Origin of the sequence: Microcoleus sp. Pol7_A1 (genome assembly GCF_036701085.1) — a bacterium.
In the GTDB taxonomy this organism is placed as follows: Bacteria; Cyanobacteriota; Cyanobacteriia; order Cyanobacteriales; family Microcoleaceae; genus Microcoleus; species Microcoleus asticus.
Window position 1 is genome coordinate 1 of record NZ_JAUBQD010000006.1, and the last position, 17,796, is coordinate 17,796.

Consider the following 17,796-nt stretch of genomic DNA (forward strand, 5'->3'; position numbering starts at 1 on the left):
TAAGAATGGTTTTCTCAGATACTAGCTCAGGCACAAATATGATTTTTTGTCAACTTAATTTAGATGCGTTTACCCTGCAACCAAATAGACCCTTTCGGCTGGCAACTCCAAAACCTTGCCTGTCTCGATTTGCCCGACTAGACACGATCGCACTTGTCTTTTCGGCTTTGCATAATTTTGGGATAAATCTTGTGCGGTGGGCTGAAGATCCCGCTAGAAAAATAAGGGTTTTCAGCCTTGATAAAATTCAAAATCATCCCGCCAATATGCAACGCCGGTTTTTAGAAGTAGCTAAACCTTAGCGATGAATTTGATCTCGATGAGCTGCGGAGGCAAAGCCAAGCGCGGAGTCACAAGGATGGTGCTGGCAACCTCATTGACAGCATTAGGGGCATTAGGATAGCCTGCGTGTAGCGCGGACAAAGATTTTAATTTCGCTGAAAATCTCGATCGACACTTATGAGGTCACTCTATGGAGCCAAATGATACATCCGCCCGCTACGACCAAATTGCCCAATGGTGGCAAACTCAGCATCAAGATTCAACCTACGGGATTGCCCAATTAGAACGGGCGATCGAATTTACTTCTAAGCAGCACGCAGCACTTGATGTCGGGTGTGGAAGCAGCGGACGTTTTATTAACAGTTTATCCAAACATGGATTTCAGCCTGAAGGACTTGATATTTCTAGCGAAATGATCGATTTAGCCCAGCGGCTACATCCAGAAATCACGTTTTACCGCGAAGACATTTGTGATTGGCTGCCGCCGAAACTTTACAGCCTGATTGCAGCGTGGGATAGCACGTTTCATCTGCCAATCAACAAGCAAGCGCCTGTGATACAAAAGCTATGCGATGCGCTTGAACCCAATGGAGTGATCCTGTTCACTTGTGGCGGCGGACATACAAGCAGCGAGGTTTCGGGAGCATTTCAAGGTCAAGACTTTGATTACAGCACTTTGGGTGTAGATACTTTCCTGCAAATTCTGGTTGACCATCATTGCACCTGCCGCCATCTCGAATATGACCAGTATCCTCAAAATCATGTTTATATCATTGCCCAAAAGACCTAACCTATCATTCGCACCATTAAAGTGTGGGATGTCGCAACGGGACGCTGTAACCGAACGCTGATGGGCGATCGGCTGTATGAAGGCATGAATATTCGAGGCCCGGCGGGATTGACGAATCCTCAAAAAGCGACCTGGAAAGCGTTAGGGGCGTTGGTGTAACGTGTGTCGAGATTAGGGCGATCGCGTTAACTCAGCGCTTAACTTGCGGATCTTGAGTGGTGAAATTTGGTAAGATTTTGCAAACAGAGTTCATGCCGCAACAGGTTACGCCATAAGCCATTTAGAGGAAATAGACGTTTCGCTTTTAATAAAAAAGTACATTTAAGTTGTACAACTCCAGGCTTTCTGATTCTTGACTCCATCCTGCAATTCCTCATTCACCCATAACCAAAATAGGAGAAATACTTCATGTCTACATTCAAATACAACCGTCTAGACAAGAATAATGCTGCGGTTTTGCTGGTCGATCATCAAACTGGACTGTTCTCACTTGTGCGTGATATTGGTGCCGCCGACTTCAAAAATAATGTGCTGGCGCTGGCAAGTGCAGCCAAATTTTTCAACCTGCCTACAATTTTGACAACTAGCTTTGAGCAAGGCCCCAATGGAGTCATCATCCCTGAACTGAAGGAGAAGTTTCCAGATGCTCCCTTTATTCCGCGTCCCGGACAAATCAACGCTTGGGACAACGAGGACTTTGTTAAAGCAGTAGAAGCAACAGGCAAGAAGCAATTGATTATTGCCGGAATTGTCACTGATGTATGTGTTACTTTTTGTGCGCTTTCGGCATTAGAGGCAGGTTATGAGGTTTTTGTTGTCACCGATGCCTCTGGAACCTTCGATGAAGCCTGTCGTTATGCAGCTTGGGATCGAATGTCTCGTGCTGGAGTTCAGTTGCTCAATTGGTTTAGCGTTGTGTGTGAATTGCATCGTGACTGGCGCAACGATATTGAAGGACTGGGTAGTCTGTTAGCAGGGTTTATTCCTGACTACAAAAACCTGATGACCAGCTATGCAGCAACGGCAAATCCTGGATCTCCCAGTAAGTAGTGAGAAAGCGCCTAGTTTATTTAGATCCTGTGTAACTGAGTTAATATGGTCATCGCTAGGTTATCAATTTTACGTGGAACTTAGCGGTGACAACTACTTGGTTGTAAGTCACGTAGAGGGTGTTTTTAATAGCTCTTGTCAATGATTGCAAGTCTTTGTCTGGGCCGAACTATTTCACCATTTCAGCCTAATTAAAAGATACGCCTTACTCTGCCTACGAACTCCAATAACCCTATCTGCGGCTCATTTTTGGGTTTATGGGCATCACAGATATTGAAGTCATCCCTGCTGATAATCTCATGGGTGGAGAGGAGGCTCGAACGCAGGATCTCGCCCATGCCCAAACTGCCTTACAAGCTGCTGAATCTCGCTAGTCATTTCCTCTCATGCCAAAACTGCGCGATCGCATTCGTTAATCTCCCTTCTGTTTCAAGACGTGCTGCCGAAAATTGCCGAGCAATTTGGTGTCTCTAGGGTCGTTTTTCTTAATTAAACTTTCTCTCAGTTAATTCTCTAAATTTTATGTTGGAAGAACCGTTGGCGAGCAATACCAGTGAAGAAAACTATCTAGTCACCGCTGTGATCTCTCATGTCGTGAAACCGGGGCGCGAGCAAGGTTACGAAGCATGGTTTCATGGCATCGCCGCAGATGCACGAAAGTTCAAGGGACATCTGGGTGTGAACACTATTCGACCCCAGCATCACGCTCATCCTGAGTACGTGGTCATTCTCAAGTTCGATTGCTACGACAATCTCAAGGCCTGGCTGGAATCTGATGTTCGGCGAGAGTGGATTGAGCGATTGCAGCCTTTGATTGAAAACCCAGAAGATATCCAAACTCTGAGCGGATTGGAAACCTGGTTTACGCTGCCCAATAAATCGATGAAGGCTCCACCCCCACGCTACAAAATGGCGTTAGTTACATGGTTGGGAGTGTTTTTTACCATTTCTATTCTCAATCGTTTGTTGGTACCGCTACTATCAGGGCTTCCTGCCTTGCTCATATCTCTGATGATCTCTGGTCTGACTGTTATCCTGCTCACCTATTTGGTCATGCCGCGCTTAACACAATTATTTCGCAAATGGCTATATCCCATTCCCTAAAGTAAGCTTACTCCGACCTAAAGCACGGAGCTTTAGCCTCTGATTTGGGCGATCGGAAATAGAGACAATTGTCCCTCTAGTTGACAACTCATCCCCGGACTTTCGGGATGGCTTACAGACACCCCCAAAGCAGCAATATTAAGAGCCACATTCATGTCAGCATCATATTCAAACCCGCAATGCCCACAAGGCTAATCCACTCCGACTCCTGTGGGATTGCACGAATCTTCATCCTCAAGCGGCATTCAGTTGAAGGGTGAATGGCGTCGTTGCTAAGGGATCACAATTTTTAACTACTTTTACGGAGGTCTTAGAAGCTTTGACAACAGCTATATCTTATAGATTTGTGGGTGCGCTATAAGCCAGCGGTGAGGTATTTGCTGTCGAGCAAGCTAGTTTGGGCTTGAAATTTATTTAAGCCCCGTTAGTTGTAAGTGCATGGTAAAAAAACCGATTTCTGCGTCAGTCCCTAGATAAAATTAAAATTAGGGGTGAGTGCTTTTCACTTACCCCTGCCATTTTTTGTCAGCCATTTAACCAACCAATTTCAGCAAGAAATCGTCAAAACAGCCGCGCAATTGCTACTAGATAGCCTTGTCGATACTCAGCGCCAAAATCGCGAATACTCCCAGCAAATGACCGGCGCTCATGCAAGCCAAAAATGCCGGTACGCTAACATTGTTAAACAGAGAGGGAAAGGGCAAAGGCATTTTCGGCCCGACGTGGGGATACCAAATTCTGCGGCTGAGAACTAGCAATGCTAAGATATTGCAGACAAACATCACCAGAGGCTTTTGCCAAGTTCCTGATGCTGTGTCAGTCAGAGCGGATTCTACTACTGCCAGTAAATTTGAGTTAATCATGGTTGATGCTCCTATTTTTCATAAACTATCAGAAATGGTCGATGAGATTTTTTACCAAAAATACAGCAGGGGCGATCGCCTTTACGCAATAAATATCTGTTGGTGTTAATATTCACCGCGCCAGCGACAGCGCCCCCACCCGTAATCATCGAATCACATCAAGAAGTCTTTTAATGCCATTCAAAAGTAACGAAAGATACAAAGGGACAAAACCATACTCCCTGCCATTTGTAACTTTGAGCCTGTCTGGCAAGGGCGGCATTTACTCACGCTGCCAGACAGGAAATACAGCTACTCATTAGTGAGCAATGTAGGTAGGCAGAAAGTGAAGAATGTCGCGCAGAACGCTATATCCAGCGGCGTCCCAAAGCAAATAAGCTAAGAAACCGATCATCGCTAAGCGACCGTTCCAAAGTTCTGCTTGCGGGTTGAAGCCAAACAGAAAGGCATTCCGATCTTTGCCGTTGTAAGCATTAGCCGTAGGAGGCAAGTTAGTAGGACGAGTTTCCATGTTTTTACATTCCTTAACAATGTTTCGCTTCTCATGGTAGCGACCTAATTTCTGCTTGGCTATCTGCCTGTAGGCTCAAGCTACACACAAGTCTAAAGGAGGATTTTGAAACAAGAAAAAAAGTGTTAACTTTTGTTGCGATAATTTTTTCAGCGAGCTCCTGTATCTGTAGATACTGAATACAACCGCAAGTTTAGAAGGCAGCAGTGAAATGCCCGATCGCCCCGTAGCGACAAACAACGGCGCTGGTGACTCGACAAGACTGAATCCGCCCTCTGCTAGAGGCAAGAAAATTTAGTAAATTTCAACTTAAAACCCGAACACGATCGCCCCTGAGTTAATTAAAATAGGAGATAAACAGATCGATCGGGAGAAACAGTTATCGAAACCATCTACGGCAATCTTCAAGGTTTAAAGTCCAGCCAGCTCAAGCAACTCGAAAAGCTGTACCACCAGCGACTACCGGGCGATCGCATCACCACGGCAGAATTCGCCCAGCGCGTCGCGGCCATCAGCACGGAAATAGACAAACCAATCTGCACCTACATCAACCGCCGCGGACAAGTAATTCGCGTCGGCGTGGGTACACCCCGCCAAACGCAGATTGCGCCCTTAGAATTGCCCCGCTACGGGGGAGGTCGCCTCAGCGGCATTCGCTGCATCGCCACCCACCTAAAGCCAGAAACCCCAAGCGAAGCAGCCCTCACAGCAATGGCAATTCAGCGCTTGGATGCCCTGGTTTGGCTGACACTGACCGGCGGAGGATTTCAGCGCCGCGGCGGCGGTGCGACTGGGTACATCCAAGAAACTTATCTCGCTCACTTGATACCCCAGGGAGACCAGCCAAATTTTGAGTTCTCTGTCTTGAGCGCTCAGTTAGAACCAGATTCAACTGATGAAATAGAAGAGCCTTCAATTCAAAAGTCACCAATCAAAACTCAAAACTTTCCCTGGAAAATCTCAGAACCGCTAAATTTGGACGAACTCGCCGACCAAGACTTTCTGGATTTGGTGGAAGGACTCGAAGCAGAGTTTGAAGCAGAGTTTGTCGCTAAGCAGGTCGATGCAGACCAAGACAAAGTGCTGTTGGTAGGTGTAATGACTCAGCACATGACTCAGTTGGATTTTGAGGACGGACTCGCAGAAATCACGCGGCTGGTTGAAAGCGCTGGGGGTCAAGTGCTGCAAACAGTGCGCCAAAAACGATCGCGCCCCAATCCGCAGACAGTCGTCGGCGAAGGCAAAGTTCAGGAAATTTCCCTCACCGCTCAGACGATTAGCGCTAACCTCGTGGTATTCGATCGCGACCTGGCCCCCGCACAAATACGGAACTTGGAAACTCAGATAGGTATTCGCGTGGTCGATCGAACAGAGGTAATTCTCGACATCTTTGCCCAAAGAGCTCGATCGAGCGAGGGTAAATTGCAAGTCGAACTCGCTCAGCTAGAGTACGCCCTGCCCCGGCTCAGAGGTCGCGGTCAGGCAATGTCGAGACAGGGCGGCGGCATCGGTACCAGAGGCCCCGGGGAAACCAAACTAGAAACCGAACGGCGGACAATCGCCAAACGCATTTCTCGATTGCAGCAAGAAGTAAATCAACTGCTGGCCCACCGCTTCCGGCTGCGGCAGAACCGCCACCACCACGAAGTACCCTCAGTGGCGATCGTCGGCTACACCAACGCCGGTAAATCGACTCTGCTCAACCTGCTCACCAATTCCGAGGTTTATGCCGCCGACCAGTTATTTGCCACTCTCGACCCCACAACGCGACGGTTGACCATTCCTGGCACTGTCACTCGGGAACCGCTGTCGATCGTCCTCACAGATACAGTGGGCTTTATTCGGGAACTGCCCCCCGCCTTGATCGACGCTTTTCGAGCTACCCTCGAAGAAGTCACTGACGCCGATGCTTTGCTGCACCTTGTCGATCTATCGCATCCCGCGTGGCAGAGCCAAATTCGATCGGTCATGAATATTTTGACAGATATGCCCGTAACTCCCGGGCCAGCCCTTGTAGTTTTTAACAAAATCGATGCTGTAGATGGAGAGACTCTCGCCCTCGCCCGAGAAGAGTTTCCTCAAGCCGTATTTATTTCTGCCGCCAAAGGTCTCGGGATGGAAAGTCTCCGCGATCGACTAGCTCAGCTCATTCAATACGCCCTCTACCCTCGGTAAATACTTAAATATTCCTTTTAACTGGTTGACAGTCAGGAATACACGTACATATACTGAGGACAGATATCGTCGAACCATGAGATTATAGAAGAGTAGCCAGATTGTGCATTGCAAAGTACAATACAGCAGCTCTCGTTTGCGCTCGGTTAAATTATTAATTTCAGGAGGCGGCGGTCAAGGTAAAAACACTCTTTGTTAATGGCTGTAACGGCTGTTGGTTGAGAGGTTGCAAAAAGATGTTGCTTCACTCTGTGCAAACCACTTCCTAGTGCAAACCACGGTACGCGAGGTCAAGGTGAAAGAGAATAATATTCTTAAAGTGTTTGGGCGGTCACCTCAAGCGCTATACTATCTTTTACAGGCGCTCGCGAAAGAAAACATCCATTTATTGTAAGAACTGTAAAATCCTTGCCCGTCGTGCAGCGCTAATCTCTAGGACTATTTCTATTTTCAGATTTTACCACTGTTTAACTAAATAGTTATGTTTACGCCACTGGCAAAACTAGGAATTGGACTCTCTGCCACAATGGCAACAGCGTTTTACTATCTAGCTGCTGCCCCTCCGGCTTCAGCAGTAGATGTGTGCGGGCCCGGAAACTTTTCAAGTGAGTGCGCCAAAGCCGAGGCAAGCAGCGAGCAATCAGCAACAACCTCATCATCACCAGGATCCCTGCGAGACCCGGTGCAGCAAGAGCAGGTAGTTGAATCACCACCAGCAGTCATAGCAGACCCGGTGCAGCAAGAGCAGGTAGTTGAATCACCACCAGCAGTCATAGCAGACCCGGTACCGCAAGAGCAGGTAGTTGAATCACCACCAGTAGTCATAGCAGACCCGGTACCGCAAGAGCAGGTAGTTGAATCACCACCAGCAGACCCGGTACAGGAAGTACCCGAAACCGAACCACCACTAACGGCGCCCGCCGCGGGGGACTTGGGAAACATATACACCACCTCCACGTCCAAGCCGCCAAGAGCTACTATCCCTGAACCCGGTATGGTGGTAGGACTCATGGTGACAGGCGCAGGAATCATCTGTTCCGGCAGAAGACGAAACAAGCAGGTTGGTCAGCAACGGTAGGCAGGCCCAACCTGCTGCTTGTTTTCAAACTCTCTCCGTTTTTTCAAGCGCGGGTGTTTTTTTTATTTTTAGGCTAAAATTAAAGAAATTGTATAAATAATAACTTTACAGCTTGCTTGCTGCAACTATTAAAAAATTAAAATAAGATTGGTTAAGATTACAATTAAAAAATATAGTTATTATTTGCTCGTCCGATGACCCCTAAAATAGAAATTTACACTTGGAGAACCTGCCCGTTTTGCATTCGTGCAAAAGCACTGCTGAAGCGAAAAGGGGTGGATTTTACAGAGTACGCGATCGACGGAGATGAAGCAGCACGAGCTCAAATGACCGATCGAGCCAACGGAGGCCGCAGCCTGCCACAAATATTCATTAACGACCAACACATAGGTGGCTGCGACGAAATGCACAAACTTGATGCTCTAGGCCAGCTAGACCCGCTGCTAGCAGCCAAATGAGGCATTCCCTGTCGAATTTTCAGTCAGCCCAAATTTTCCTGCGACCAATTCTTAATTTTAATTGACAATGAAATTTGCATTCATCATCGATCCCCTCGCGCGACTAATTCCAGGACACGATACCAGCGTAGCGCTGATGGAGGCAGCTCAAGAGTTGGGTCACGAAGTCTGGGCGACTCAAGCCAATGAACTAAGCGTCATCGGCGGCAAAACCTGGGCAATGCTCAGTCGGGTAGCACTCACCCCTGTAAAAGTCGTAGATGGACGCTGGGAGGCTGCTGAGGCTTGGTACGAGGTGGAACAGCCTACTTTGCAGCCTCTCGAAGCAATGGACGCAGTATTTATGCGAACAGACCCCCCAGTCAACATTCCTTACCTCTACGCTACTTACCTTCTAGATGGCATTAATTCTGCTAAAACTTTGGTAGTTAACAGTCCCAAAGGATTGCGGGCGGCGAATGAAAAAATGTATGCTTTGCATTTTGAGGGAGCGATCCCCGAGACAATTGTTTCTCAAAACAAGCAAGTAATTCGGCAATTTGTTGAGAAAAAAGGAGCGGCAGTTCTTAAACCCTTGGGCGGCAAAGCTGGCGAGGGAATTTTATTTTTGGAAGCAGACGATCGCAATCTCAACTCCCTGGTCGAAATTAGCACTCAACAAGGGCAAATTCCAGTGATGATTCAGACTTATCTGCCGGAAGCAAAAGAGGGAGACAAGCGGATTATACTGTTGGATGGCAAGCCGATCGGTGCTATCAACCGTATTCCCACTGGCAATGAATTTCGCGGCAATATGGCCGTCGGCGGCCGAGTCGCAAAAACAGAAATTACCGATCGCGAACTGCAAATTTGCACTCAGTTAGAACCCGTGCTGCAACGGGACGGACTGTACTTTGTCGGCATTGATATCATTGGCGGTTATCTCACAGAAGTTAATGTCACCAGCCCTACAGGGATCAGAGAAATTGACTTATTTGACGGGGTTAGTTTGGGCAAACAAGTAATTGAATGGGTGGAGAAGGAAGAAGGAAGAAGGAAGAAGGAAGAAGGATGAGGGAAGAAGGAAAGCACGACAAAGATTTGGACACGGATACACGGATTAATTATCATCGAGCGTCATGCCGATGTTGAATTCATTAGTTATTTGTTAGTTGCTACCAATGCCCGATGCCCAATTCCCAATTCCCAATTCCCAATTCCCAATTCCCAATTAGAAAATTATGTCAAAAATTGGCGTGGCAGTAGTCGGTACAGGTTTCGGTCAAAAAGTGCACCTTCCCGGATTCCAGGCACATCACCGGACAGAGGTTGTGGCTGTTTACCACCGGAATTTAGACAAAGCAAAGGCGATCGCCTCTAGCCACAATATCCCCTACGCTTGCGACTCGATCGCCGATATAGTAGCCATCCCAGAAGTAGCGGGTGCCAGCATTTCCACGCCGCCATTTTTGCATTATGAAATGGCAAAAACCGTATTGGAAGCAGGCAAGCATTTATTATTAGAAAAACCCACAGCCCTGACAGCGAATGAAGCCAGGGAACTTTACCGATTGGCAAACAGCGAATCTCAAACCGATTTAAAAAATGGTGGTGCCAGAGCAATTGCCACAATGGACTTTGAATTTCGATTCATCCCCGCATGGCAAATGCTAGCAGAATTATTGGCAGCAGGATATGTGGGAGAAAAGCGTTTAATTAAGGTTGATTGGCTGGTGTCGAGCCGTGCTGATGCGACTCGCCCCTGGAATTGGTACGCGCAAAAAGAGCGTGGCGGCGGAGTTTTGGGCGCGACGGGTTCTCACGTTTTTGATTATATTAGCTGGCTGTTCGGCTCGCCGCAGAGGCTTTCGGCGCACTTGATTACAGGCATTTCGGCGCGGCCCGATCCGAATGATTCGGGAAATTTAAAATTAGTTGATGCAGATGATTCTTGCACGTTGATGTTGGAAGTAGCCGGGGGAACGCCTTGTCAGGTTTGTTTGAGTTCTGTTACTTATCAAGGGCGGGGACACTGGGTGGAAATATACGGGAGTAAGGGTACGTTGGTGTTGGGAAGCGACAACCAGCAAGATTACGTACACGGATTTCGCTTGTGGGGTTCCCAAGGTGGAGAACCTTTAGCTGAAATCAAAATTCCTCAAAGATTGGAGTTTCCTCAAGTTTATCCAGACGGGAGAATTGCACCGTTTATTCGAGTAGTAGATAGGTGGGTAGAAGCAATAGATGCAGGTAAATCGTTGATACCCTCGCTCAGAGAAGGGGTTTACTCGCAGTTGTTGATGGATTTGACCCAGGAGTCGAACGCTACGGGAACTTGGGTAGATGTACCGAATTTAGATAAATTTTTGGGCACTAAGTAAAAGTAATAACTCCCAAAGCAATCTCGCGCACTCCATCACACCCCAAACCCGATAAACTACTAATAGAGAAACTCAATCCAACCCTATATCCAGAGTCGGTAGTTGTGAATGGCGCGCCCTGAAAGTCCTTGCCTCAGTATAGCGATCGCTCGCCTGAGAACCGCTGGGGCAAACCATTTTGCCACTTGGGTTCTACAAGCTCCTTATCCCAGCGGGTACGTTCACCACGACTGTATGTGGCCCGATACCCTATCCCAATCATGGAAAGCTTGGCAGGAAATGTTTTCGCCCTCCGGGACAATTCACGAATTGCCCCTAAATCCAGATGCCAGTATATTCTCGCCGGAAAACAGCCAGAATATACTGGCACAAACTGAACAACGAACCCCTCACTCCCTACAGCTACCTCCACCGGCGCCCTCTGTGCCGATCCACCTCGGTCAAGCGGGGTGGGGCGACAGGGGGGAGCAGAATCCGCCGCCGCCACCGGCCAGCTACAGCAGTCGCCTGATGCAGCATTTGGGGATTAATCTTTGGCAGTGGCTGTTTGAAGGGCCGATTCAAGGTAGTCTCCAGGAAAGTAAAGGTATCGCGATCGGGCAAAATCTACCCCTGCGAGTGCGCGTAGATTTGCGCGAACCGTATTTAATTGCTTTGCCTTGGGAAATTATGCAGCCTCAAGCAGGTCAACCGGCAATTTCTCTGTCGCAGCAACTGCTGTTCAGCCGCACTACCAGCAATGTTGAACCTTTGCCACCCCTGCAGCCTGCGGAGTCGCTCAACATTTTGCTAGTTTTGGGACAAGCAGAACCCGGCCGCGGTGCTAATTCTCTATTTTCCAGCAATAACGGTCATTTGCAGTTGGGAGAAGAAGCACTCGCCCTAGCTGGTGTTCTGGAAAGTGCTTTTCAAACCGACGACAGCGGCAAATATTCTGACATCAGCGTTCCGACTCGCGTCGATACTCTGATCGAACCTACTCCGGCGGAACTCATTTCTCGGCTGGAAACGCAAGCTTACAATATTCTGTTTTACGCCGGCCACGGGATACCGGGCCCCGATGGCGGCTTGCTGTTTTTGGGGCCGGAAACCGCGATTAACGGTACTGAACTGGCTCAGGTTTTAGTTCGGTGCCGCGTGACTCTGGCGGTTTTTAATGCCTGCTGGGGAGCTCAGCCGGCGGTGGAGATGCTGCACTCAACTAACGGCCAGCAACAGGCGATCGCCCGCAGCAGTTTGGCTGAGGTACTGATCCATCACGGGGTGCCTGCGGTGTTGGGGATGCGGGACTCGATCGCCGATCGCGAGGCCCTGAGTTTTATCCAAACTTTTGCCCAAGCTTTGGCCGGACGGATGTCGGTCGATCGGGCAGTCGCCGTCGCCAGACAGCAGTTACTGACGCTCTACAAGTTCAATCAACCGGCTTGGACGCTGCCGGTGCTGTATATGCACCCTGAGTTTGACGGTCAGCTAACTGAGCTGGTTGATGACCTAAAAACTGAATTGCCTTTAAATTCTTCTACTTGGCTGGGACGGTTGCCGTCTTGTGCTTATTTGCGGGGGCGCGATCGACCAAATGCCAAATCCACCGAATCGACCAATCAGGTTTGGCCGATTCGCGCGGGTATGGTTCGAGTCGGACGCTGGGAAGAAAACGACGTAGTGATTCGAGAACAGTGGGTTTCTCAAAAACACGCCGAGATTTTCTGCAGAAACAGTATCGGAGATAGCCGGGAAGAACCTAGCTACTTCCTGCGGGATTTTTCTCGCTACGGGACTCTAGTTTTGGGGCCTGAGGGATGGCAGAGAGTTCACCACCAAGAATTGCTGCTGCGCAGCGGCACTCAGCTAAAATTTGGCAGTTCTCAAGGTCAGATTTTTGAGTTCACTATTGAGGTTCCAAAAACTTCGGGCTACAGTGAGACTGATTGCGGAACGAATTAAGATGCGGGTGTAGCTAATGAAGGCGAGGGGCGAGCGGCACAGCAAAGTTCTGGGCGTTGAATCTCCAGTCTTAATTTAAAAGAGTTACTTACCACTGATAGCTCGCAACTAGCTCTTGGCACAGTCCCCCTTCTATAATTTTCCTTTTCCCCCTGAGGTATTACATCATGGCTACTCAATCTCCTGATTCTGAATATTTTCGCGACTCACAAACTCAAGCCCAGATGGAACTTCTCGCCACAATAGTTCAGGCTGATGTTGCTTATCCCTGGAATCCTGCACAGCTTGAATCAGAATCTTATTTGAGTGCCGCAGAGCAGGAATTTGCGCTGTCTGATTCCTTCAGCGACAGCGATATTGCCCTGAAGTCGCAAGTTTTATTTTCGCAATTAGAACAAGTTTGGCTGACGACTGCTCTGCAAAAGTCTTTGCGCGAAAAATTTACTCGCGTTCCTCAAGCTTTTCTGGCCAGCATCGCTCAAAGCGTACAAAACGCAACTGTTAAGTATCAATCTTTAGCTGACCAAATGGTAGAGTGCGTGTTAGATATTTTGCCTCAGTGGGGTGAGGAAGATTTGCAGGTGTTGGCACGTCCTTTGGCTTATGCCATGCGAGATGTTGATTCGGAAGGGGTGGAATTGGTCGTGGCGACTAAAAGACCTTGGGCCCAATTGTCGGAAATAGAACAGGCGAGAGTTAGTTTGGCTGTTGCCCGCTATGCAATCTCGGAATTAGCAGTTTCTGATTAATTGTTTGATGACTGGGTTTTTGTGCTGGGATTGCGGTAATTTTTTAAAATTAATATAAAATTTATCTACCTTTAGTTAGATGTCAAATTAGTCGAATTGTTAAACTATATGGATTGCTATACTTTGATAGCGATCCTATTTGATTTGTATACACGTTGACACTCCTAGTAGTTTTATGAGGATTCTCTGTCCTCACTACAAACGAATTTTATTGCGGTTGTTCGATCGCACATAATATCAAGGATATGTTGCTGTTATAGCCACCGCGCGTTCGATTGCTTCTGACTTCTATCCTAGATCGCTTTTTTAAAGCCTTCTTGCTTTTTCTCTCGGACTTCTTCCTGACATCCGTTACCTCCGAAGAAAGCGAATCCGTTGCCGAACTTCCTTCAATATCTGTTATACTTTGCCCGGATTGAACCCGCCGATCGGTTTGCCACTAGCAAGCAAAATCAACTATCATACAAGGATCGCAATGTTAAAAAATGTAAATACAATCATTGGGGTGTCTCGGAATTTTTAACAGGATTAAAAAGTGGACAGCAGGAAACCCGGACTGTTGCAGGTACAATCGGGAATTTTAAATATATTTTATGACAAATTCAAGATTTGACCTTCAAGACTTGAAACCCCGCTTTTGGCGAATTTCGCGGGTGCCGGCGGCAACGCTAGTCGTGTTGGGTGCTCTTGCTTTCGCAGGTGCGATCGCCGGAGCCTGGTTTGCCAATGAAGGTACAGTCAGCGGTATTTTTGCCACAATCAACACTTGGCAGCAAAACCCGCCTGTGTTGCTGCAAGTGCCTGCTACGAGCAAGATGTATTTGTTAGTGCCGACTTTTGTGCTGGTTTCGGCCGCTTTAGCTGCAATTAAAATTTCGCCTCAACCGCAGAAATGGTCGCGCGCTGTGGTAGTTGCAATAGTTCTAGCTTTAACCATTCGCTACGTTTTGTGGCGATCGCTCGCTACTCTAAATTTAACCGACCCCCTCAACGGTATCTTTAGTTTGGGGCTGTTTTTCCTAGAAATGGTAATGGTTTTTAACACCAGTATTCAACTGTATTTAATGCTGAGAATGAAAGACCGGCGTCGAGAAGCCGATCGCATGGCAGTTGCAGTTGAAGCTGGAAACTTCGCCCCGGCAGTAGATATTTTTATTCCAACTTACAACGAACCGGCTTTTATTTTACGGCGCACTGTAATCGGCTGTCAAGCTTTAGATTACGCCAACAAAAAAGTATATTTACTCGACGATACCAAACGCCCTGAAATCAAATTGCTGGCAAAAGAACTGGGATGCGAGTATATAACCAGACCCGATAATATTCACGCCAAAGCTGGAAACATCAATCATGCCACAGCCCTAACTAATGGAGAACTAATTGTAGTTTTCGATGCAGATTTTATTCCCACTAAAAACTTTTTAACTCGAACAGTGGGATTTTTTCAAAATCCCGAAATCGCCCTCGTTCAAACACCGCAAAGCTTTTACAACCACGACCCAATCTCCCGCAATTTAGGTTTAGAAAATGTGCTCGCGCCGGAAGAAGAAATATTTTACAGGCAAATTGAAATCATCAAAGACAGCGCCGACAGCGTGGTTTGTTGCGGTACATCTTTTGTAGTTAGGCGGAGCGCTTTAGAAGCAGCGGGAGGCTTGGTCACAGATTCAATCTGCGAAGATTATTTTACTGGAATTCGGCTGTCAGCAACCGGATATCGCTTAGTTTATTTAGATGAAAAATTGAGTGCTGGTTTGGCGGCTGAAAATATAGAGGCTCATCTAAATCAAAGGCTACGCTGGGCTAGAGGAACGCTTCAGGCATTTTTTATTGATTCCAATCCTTTAACAATTCGCGGTCTCAGATTCGTACAAAGGCTGTCTCATTTGGAAGGATTGCTGCACTGGTTTACCAGTTTAACCAGGGTTTTATATCTGTTGATACCTTTAGCTTATTCGTTTTTCGGCATAATTCCTTTGCGGGCAAGTGCGCGGGAATTGCTGTACTTTTTCGTGCCTTACTATTTGGTACAACTTACTGTGTTTTCTTGGCTGAACCGCAGATCGGGATCGGCTTTGCTTTCCGATATTTATTCGTTCGTCCAGTGTATTCCTTTAGCGGTGACTGTCGTGAGTTCCATGCTGAATCCCTTTGGGAAAGGGTTTCAGGTGACGCCGAAAGGAATTGCGAGCGATCGCTTTAGTTTTAACTGGAATTTGGGATGGCCTTTGATTGTCTTGTTCGCAGCTACAGCCTTCAGTTTATGGCACAATTTAAACGTTAATTTAGTTAAAAATTTGTGCAGCGTACAGTCAATATCAGAAAGTGCACATTGTTTGTCAAAAGGAATGAGTTTGGGATGGATTTGGAGCGCTTACAACCTGCTGATGATCGGGATTGCATTACTAATTTTGGTGGATATTCCTAAGCCGGACATTTACGAATGGTTCAATTTACGCAGGGTTGTACAATTAAATATTGGCGGTAAAAGTTTTTGGGGTATAACCACTGTAATTTCGGAAAGTGGCGCTGAAGTTGCTCTGACTCAGTGGCCAAGCTTTGCGGTGAAAGGTAAGGGCAGTAAAGAGAGTTTGACGCCAGTAGAGATTTTGCCAAAATATGCCGTTCAGACAATTTTATCGCAGGGTAAAATAAACGCGCTCCCTTGCAGTGCGGCAGTCAAAGCAAGGAGATCGCTAGCGCCGTCTGTTGTTGAGTTCGGCACTGAGGGTCGTTTGGCCAAAGGTTTGATTGATTGCGATTCGGCGACTCTGGAAATTATGGAAGAGAACTGTTTTATTCCTGTGGCTAAGATTGAGCTGGTGAGGGATAAATCTCAGTTAGATTCGAGTTTTAATGATGCAGCAGGGTGCAATTTTGCGGAATTTCCCACGGTGCGAATTGCGTTCGATCGCCTGAATATTAGCCAGCACCGCTGTTTGATCGAAATGCTGTACTGTCGCCCGGGCCAGTGGAAGCGGCAGGAAACTCCCGGAGAATGGCGATCGCTGTGGCTGTTGTTGAGAATTGCTTTGAAACCAAGGGCTGTTTTTGAGAGGAAGAGGTCAGTTAGGCCGATCGGAGTTTCGCAACTTTAGAGCAAATTTCTCCTAGTTGGGAATTTTTCACGGCAGATATCAGCAGATGAAGGTTGATGGATTTTTAGATCACCTTACCTCATATCTTTTAAGTAATCTTGCAAAAATATTTATACATTTTCAGTTAGCAAATAGAAAAAGTTTTCAAGATTTGGAAAAATTCTTGCGGTGGTTCTGCGCCAACGTCGGTTTGGGTTTGCAACTGGGCAATCAAATAGCAAAATATTGGGATGAGTTATTTGGCAGTCAGGTTAGCTGCAAGATGTACTTCGAGCAGTATTTGCTACTCTCAACAACCAAACTTTTAGTGTTAGTTTGAGACGATATCGATCGCTTGTTTTGCCTATCGCAATTTGACGATCGACTTTTTACCTCTTAGCAGCTTTAATTATATAACTAGCAATTTGCGTTACTACCATAACTGAAACACATTTTGCGATCGCTTGGAGGAAGTTACATTTGAAAACGGGATCTTTAACTGTTGTCGGGACGGGAATTCAATTAGTTGGTCATCTGACCTTAGCAGCGAAGGCGTGGATCGAGCAAGCTGACAAAGTTCTGTTCGCCGTAGCCGATCCTGTTACTGCTAAATGGCTACAGACACTCAATCCCACCGCAGAAGCCTTACCTTACAATACCAACAATCAGCGGCGTAGAGAAACTTATCGAGAAATGGTCGATCGCATTTTGGCTGAAGTTCGTCAGGGGTTGAATGTTTGTGCTGTTTTTTACGGTCATCCCGGTGTTTTCGCTTACCCCACCCATGAAGCGATTAAACAGGCGCGTCGTGAAGGTTTTAGGGCGCAAATGTTACCAGGAATTTCAGCGGAAGATTGCTTATTTGCTGATTTGGGTCTTGACCCAGGACGCCACGGATGTCAAAGTTTTGAGGCCACAGATTTTCTGATTCGGAGGCGGAAATTTGACCCGACCAGTGCTTTAATTTTGTGGCAAATTGCGACGATCGGCAATCTGGGTTTTTATCAAGAAGGGATTCAATTGCGCGGTCTAACTGTGTTAGCTGAAGTGTTAGAAACATACTATGGTTCTGACCACGAAGTAATTGTTTACGAAGCAGCGGTTTATTACCCGGTTTGCGAGCCAGTTATCCAGCATATTCCTCTGTCAAAACTGGCTCAGACTCGTGTTACTCTAGTTTCGACACTTTATGTTCCGCCTCAAGCGCCTGCACCTGTAGACAGTGAAATGATGGCGCGGTTGGGTATGTCTTTTGTTAAAGAAACTTAAGGTATTTCGCCAAGAGAATGTAGTAAAAACTACACTTTTTGTTCAGCAGATAAAAAGTGTATGTGTTAGAGGAGAAAAAATGTGGT

General features: G+C 47.0%; 19 protein-coding genes. 15 read left to right on the forward strand and 4 right to left on the reverse strand.

The window, feature by feature from the left end:
• The 5 genes from QUA20_RS05760 to QUA20_RS05780 form a co-directional block, all read left to right on the forward strand.
• Nucleotides 1-302: hypothetical protein (locus QUA20_RS05760; RefSeq protein WP_333186330.1), on the forward strand; the 302-nt coding region annotated here is incomplete at its 5' end.
• A gap of 170 nt (nt 303-472) precedes the next feature.
• Nucleotides 473-1,072, forward strand: coding sequence for a class I SAM-dependent methyltransferase (locus tag QUA20_RS05765; RefSeq protein ID WP_333186333.1), 600 nt, complete (start codon nt 473-475; stop codon nt 1,070-1,072).
• A 21-nt stretch (nt 1,073-1,093) separates the two neighbouring features.
• On the forward strand, nt 1,094-1,231 hold the full coding sequence (locus QUA20_RS05770) for a hypothetical protein (RefSeq protein WP_333186337.1): 138 nt from the start codon (nt 1,094-1,096) through the stop codon (nt 1,229-1,231).
• A 249-nt stretch (nt 1,232-1,480) separates the two neighbouring features.
• Entirely contained in the window at nt 1,481-2,122 is a 642-nt protein-coding gene (gene ycaC / locus QUA20_RS05775; RefSeq protein WP_333186339.1) for an isochorismate family cysteine hydrolase YcaC, read from the forward strand.
• Between the two features lie 522 nt (nt 2,123-2,644).
• Nucleotides 2,645-3,226, forward strand: coding sequence for an antibiotic biosynthesis monooxygenase (locus QUA20_RS05780; protein WP_333186341.1), 582 nt, complete (start codon nt 2,645-2,647; stop codon nt 3,224-3,226).
• Nucleotides 3,227-3,258: 32 nt separating this feature from the next.
• On the opposite strand, the gene QUA20_RS05785 is transcribed toward QUA20_RS05780, so the two are convergent.
• From QUA20_RS05785 to QUA20_RS05800, 4 genes are all read right to left on the reverse strand, one after another.
• A complete protein-coding gene (locus QUA20_RS05785) occupies nt 3,259-3,381 on the reverse strand; it encodes a hypothetical protein (protein ID WP_281363504.1) in 123 nt (40 codons plus the stop codon).
• Nucleotides 3,382-3,810: 429 nt separating this feature from the next.
• The gene (locus tag QUA20_RS05790) at nt 3,811-4,089 is read right to left on the reverse strand and encodes a photosystem I reaction center subunit PsaK (protein ID WP_172184248.1); all 279 of its coding nucleotides are present in this window, start codon (nt 4,087-4,089) and stop codon (nt 3,811-3,813) included.
• A 298-nt stretch (nt 4,090-4,387) separates the two neighbouring features.
• Nucleotides 4,388-4,600, reverse strand: coding sequence for a chlorophyll a/b-binding protein (locus tag QUA20_RS05795; protein WP_006634547.1), 213 nt, complete (start codon nt 4,598-4,600; stop codon nt 4,388-4,390).
• A 404-nt stretch (nt 4,601-5,004) separates the two neighbouring features.
• Nucleotides 5,005-5,130 carry a hypothetical protein gene (locus QUA20_RS05800; protein ID WP_263053573.1) on the reverse strand — a complete coding sequence of 42 codons (126 nt, stop codon included), beginning with the start codon at nt 5,128-5,130 and terminating at the stop codon, nt 5,005-5,007.
• A 49-nt stretch (nt 5,131-5,179) separates the two neighbouring features.
• On the opposite strand from QUA20_RS05800, the gene hflX reads away from it, so the two are divergent.
• The 10 genes from hflX to QUA20_RS05845 all read left to right on the forward strand — a co-directional run bounded on the left by hflX (nt 5,180) and on the right by QUA20_RS05845 (nt 17,710).
• Nucleotides 5,180-6,775: a GTPase HflX gene (hflX, locus tag QUA20_RS05805; protein WP_333186348.1), complete on the forward strand. Its 1,596-nt coding sequence runs from the start codon at nt 5,180-5,182 to the stop codon at nt 6,773-6,775.
• 481 nt (nt 6,776-7,256) lie between these two features.
• On the forward strand, nt 7,257-7,853 hold the full coding sequence (locus tag QUA20_RS05810; RefSeq protein WP_333186351.1) for a hypothetical protein: 597 nt from the start codon (nt 7,257-7,259) through the stop codon (nt 7,851-7,853).
• Between the two features lie 194 nt (nt 7,854-8,047).
• The gene (grxC, locus tag QUA20_RS05815) at nt 8,048-8,311 is read left to right on the forward strand and encodes a glutaredoxin 3 (protein ID WP_333186355.1); all 264 of its coding nucleotides are present in this window, start codon (nt 8,048-8,050) and stop codon (nt 8,309-8,311) included.
• A gap of 67 nt (nt 8,312-8,378) precedes the next feature.
• Nucleotides 8,379-9,365 (forward strand): glutathione synthase, encoded by a 987-nt coding sequence (gene gshB / locus QUA20_RS05820; protein ID WP_333186358.1) that lies wholly within the window; start codon nt 8,379-8,381, stop codon nt 9,363-9,365.
• A gap of 166 nt (nt 9,366-9,531) precedes the next feature.
• Nucleotides 9,532-10,671: a Gfo/Idh/MocA family oxidoreductase gene (locus QUA20_RS05825; RefSeq protein WP_333186361.1), complete on the forward strand. Its 1,140-nt coding sequence runs from the start codon at nt 9,532-9,534 to the stop codon at nt 10,669-10,671.
• A 108-nt stretch (nt 10,672-10,779) separates the two neighbouring features.
• Nucleotides 10,780-12,615: a CHAT domain-containing protein gene (locus QUA20_RS05830; RefSeq protein WP_333186364.1), complete on the forward strand. Its 1,836-nt coding sequence runs from the start codon at nt 10,780-10,782 to the stop codon at nt 12,613-12,615.
• Between the two features lie 167 nt (nt 12,616-12,782).
• Nucleotides 12,783-13,364, forward strand: a complete 582-nt coding sequence (locus tag QUA20_RS05835; protein ID WP_333186366.1) for a hypothetical protein — start codon at nt 12,783-12,785, stop codon at nt 13,362-13,364.
• Between the two features lie 593 nt (nt 13,365-13,957).
• Complete coding sequence (locus QUA20_RS05840; RefSeq protein ID WP_333186369.1) at nt 13,958-16,462, forward strand: glycosyltransferase family 2 protein; 2,505 nt, start codon at nt 13,958-13,960, stop codon at nt 16,460-16,462.
• 46 nt (nt 16,463-16,508) lie between these two features.
• Nucleotides 16,509-16,781, forward strand: coding sequence for an AAA-like domain-containing protein (locus tag QUA20_RS31935; RefSeq protein WP_445304646.1), 273 nt, complete (start codon nt 16,509-16,511; stop codon nt 16,779-16,781).
• Nucleotides 16,782-16,921: 140 nt separating this feature from the next.
• The gene (locus tag QUA20_RS05845; RefSeq protein WP_333186372.1) at nt 16,922-17,710 is read left to right on the forward strand and encodes an SAM-dependent methyltransferase; all 789 of its coding nucleotides are present in this window, start codon (nt 16,922-16,924) and stop codon (nt 17,708-17,710) included.
• The last annotated feature ends 86 nt before the right edge of the window (nt 17,711-17,796 follow it).

Excerpts from the sequence above, each read along its gene's own strand:
- QUA20_RS05840 (WP_333186369.1), top strand. The coding sequence starts at position 13,958 with ATGACAAATTCAAGATTTGACCTTCAAGACTTGAAACCCCGCTTTTGG.
- QUA20_RS05825 (WP_333186361.1), top strand. The coding sequence starts at position 9,532 with ATGTCAAAAATTGGCGTGGCAGTAGTCGGTACAGGTTTCGGTCAAAAA.
- ycaC (WP_333186339.1), top strand. The coding sequence starts at position 1,481 with ATGTCTACATTCAAATACAACCGTCTAGACAAGAATAATGCTGCGGTT.
- QUA20_RS05790 (WP_172184248.1), bottom strand. The coding sequence starts at position 4,089 with ATGATTAACTCAAATTTACTGGCAGTAGTAGAATCCGCTCTGACTGAC.
- QUA20_RS05785 (WP_281363504.1), bottom strand. The coding sequence starts at position 3,381 with ATGAATGTGGCTCTTAATATTGCTGCTTTGGGGGTGTCTGTAAGCCAT.
- QUA20_RS05830 (WP_333186364.1), top strand. The coding sequence starts at position 10,780 with ATGGCGCGCCCTGAAAGTCCTTGCCTCAGTATAGCGATCGCTCGCCTG.
- QUA20_RS31935 (WP_445304646.1), top strand. The coding sequence starts at position 16,509 with ATGAAGGTTGATGGATTTTTAGATCACCTTACCTCATATCTTTTAAGT.
- QUA20_RS05795 (WP_006634547.1), bottom strand. The coding sequence starts at position 4,600 with ATGGAAACTCGTCCTACTAACTTGCCTCCTACGGCTAATGCTTACAAC.
- QUA20_RS05765 (WP_333186333.1), top strand. The coding sequence starts at position 473 with ATGGAGCCAAATGATACATCCGCCCGCTACGACCAAATTGCCCAATGG.
- QUA20_RS05835 (WP_333186366.1), top strand. The coding sequence starts at position 12,783 with ATGGCTACTCAATCTCCTGATTCTGAATATTTTCGCGACTCACAAACT.
- QUA20_RS05780 (WP_333186341.1), top strand. The coding sequence starts at position 2,645 with ATGTTGGAAGAACCGTTGGCGAGCAATACCAGTGAAGAAAACTATCTA.
- gshB (WP_333186358.1), top strand. The coding sequence starts at position 8,379 with ATGAAATTTGCATTCATCATCGATCCCCTCGCGCGACTAATTCCAGGA.
- QUA20_RS05810 (WP_333186351.1), top strand. The coding sequence starts at position 7,257 with ATGTTTACGCCACTGGCAAAACTAGGAATTGGACTCTCTGCCACAATG.
- grxC (WP_333186355.1), top strand. The coding sequence starts at position 8,048 with ATGACCCCTAAAATAGAAATTTACACTTGGAGAACCTGCCCGTTTTGC.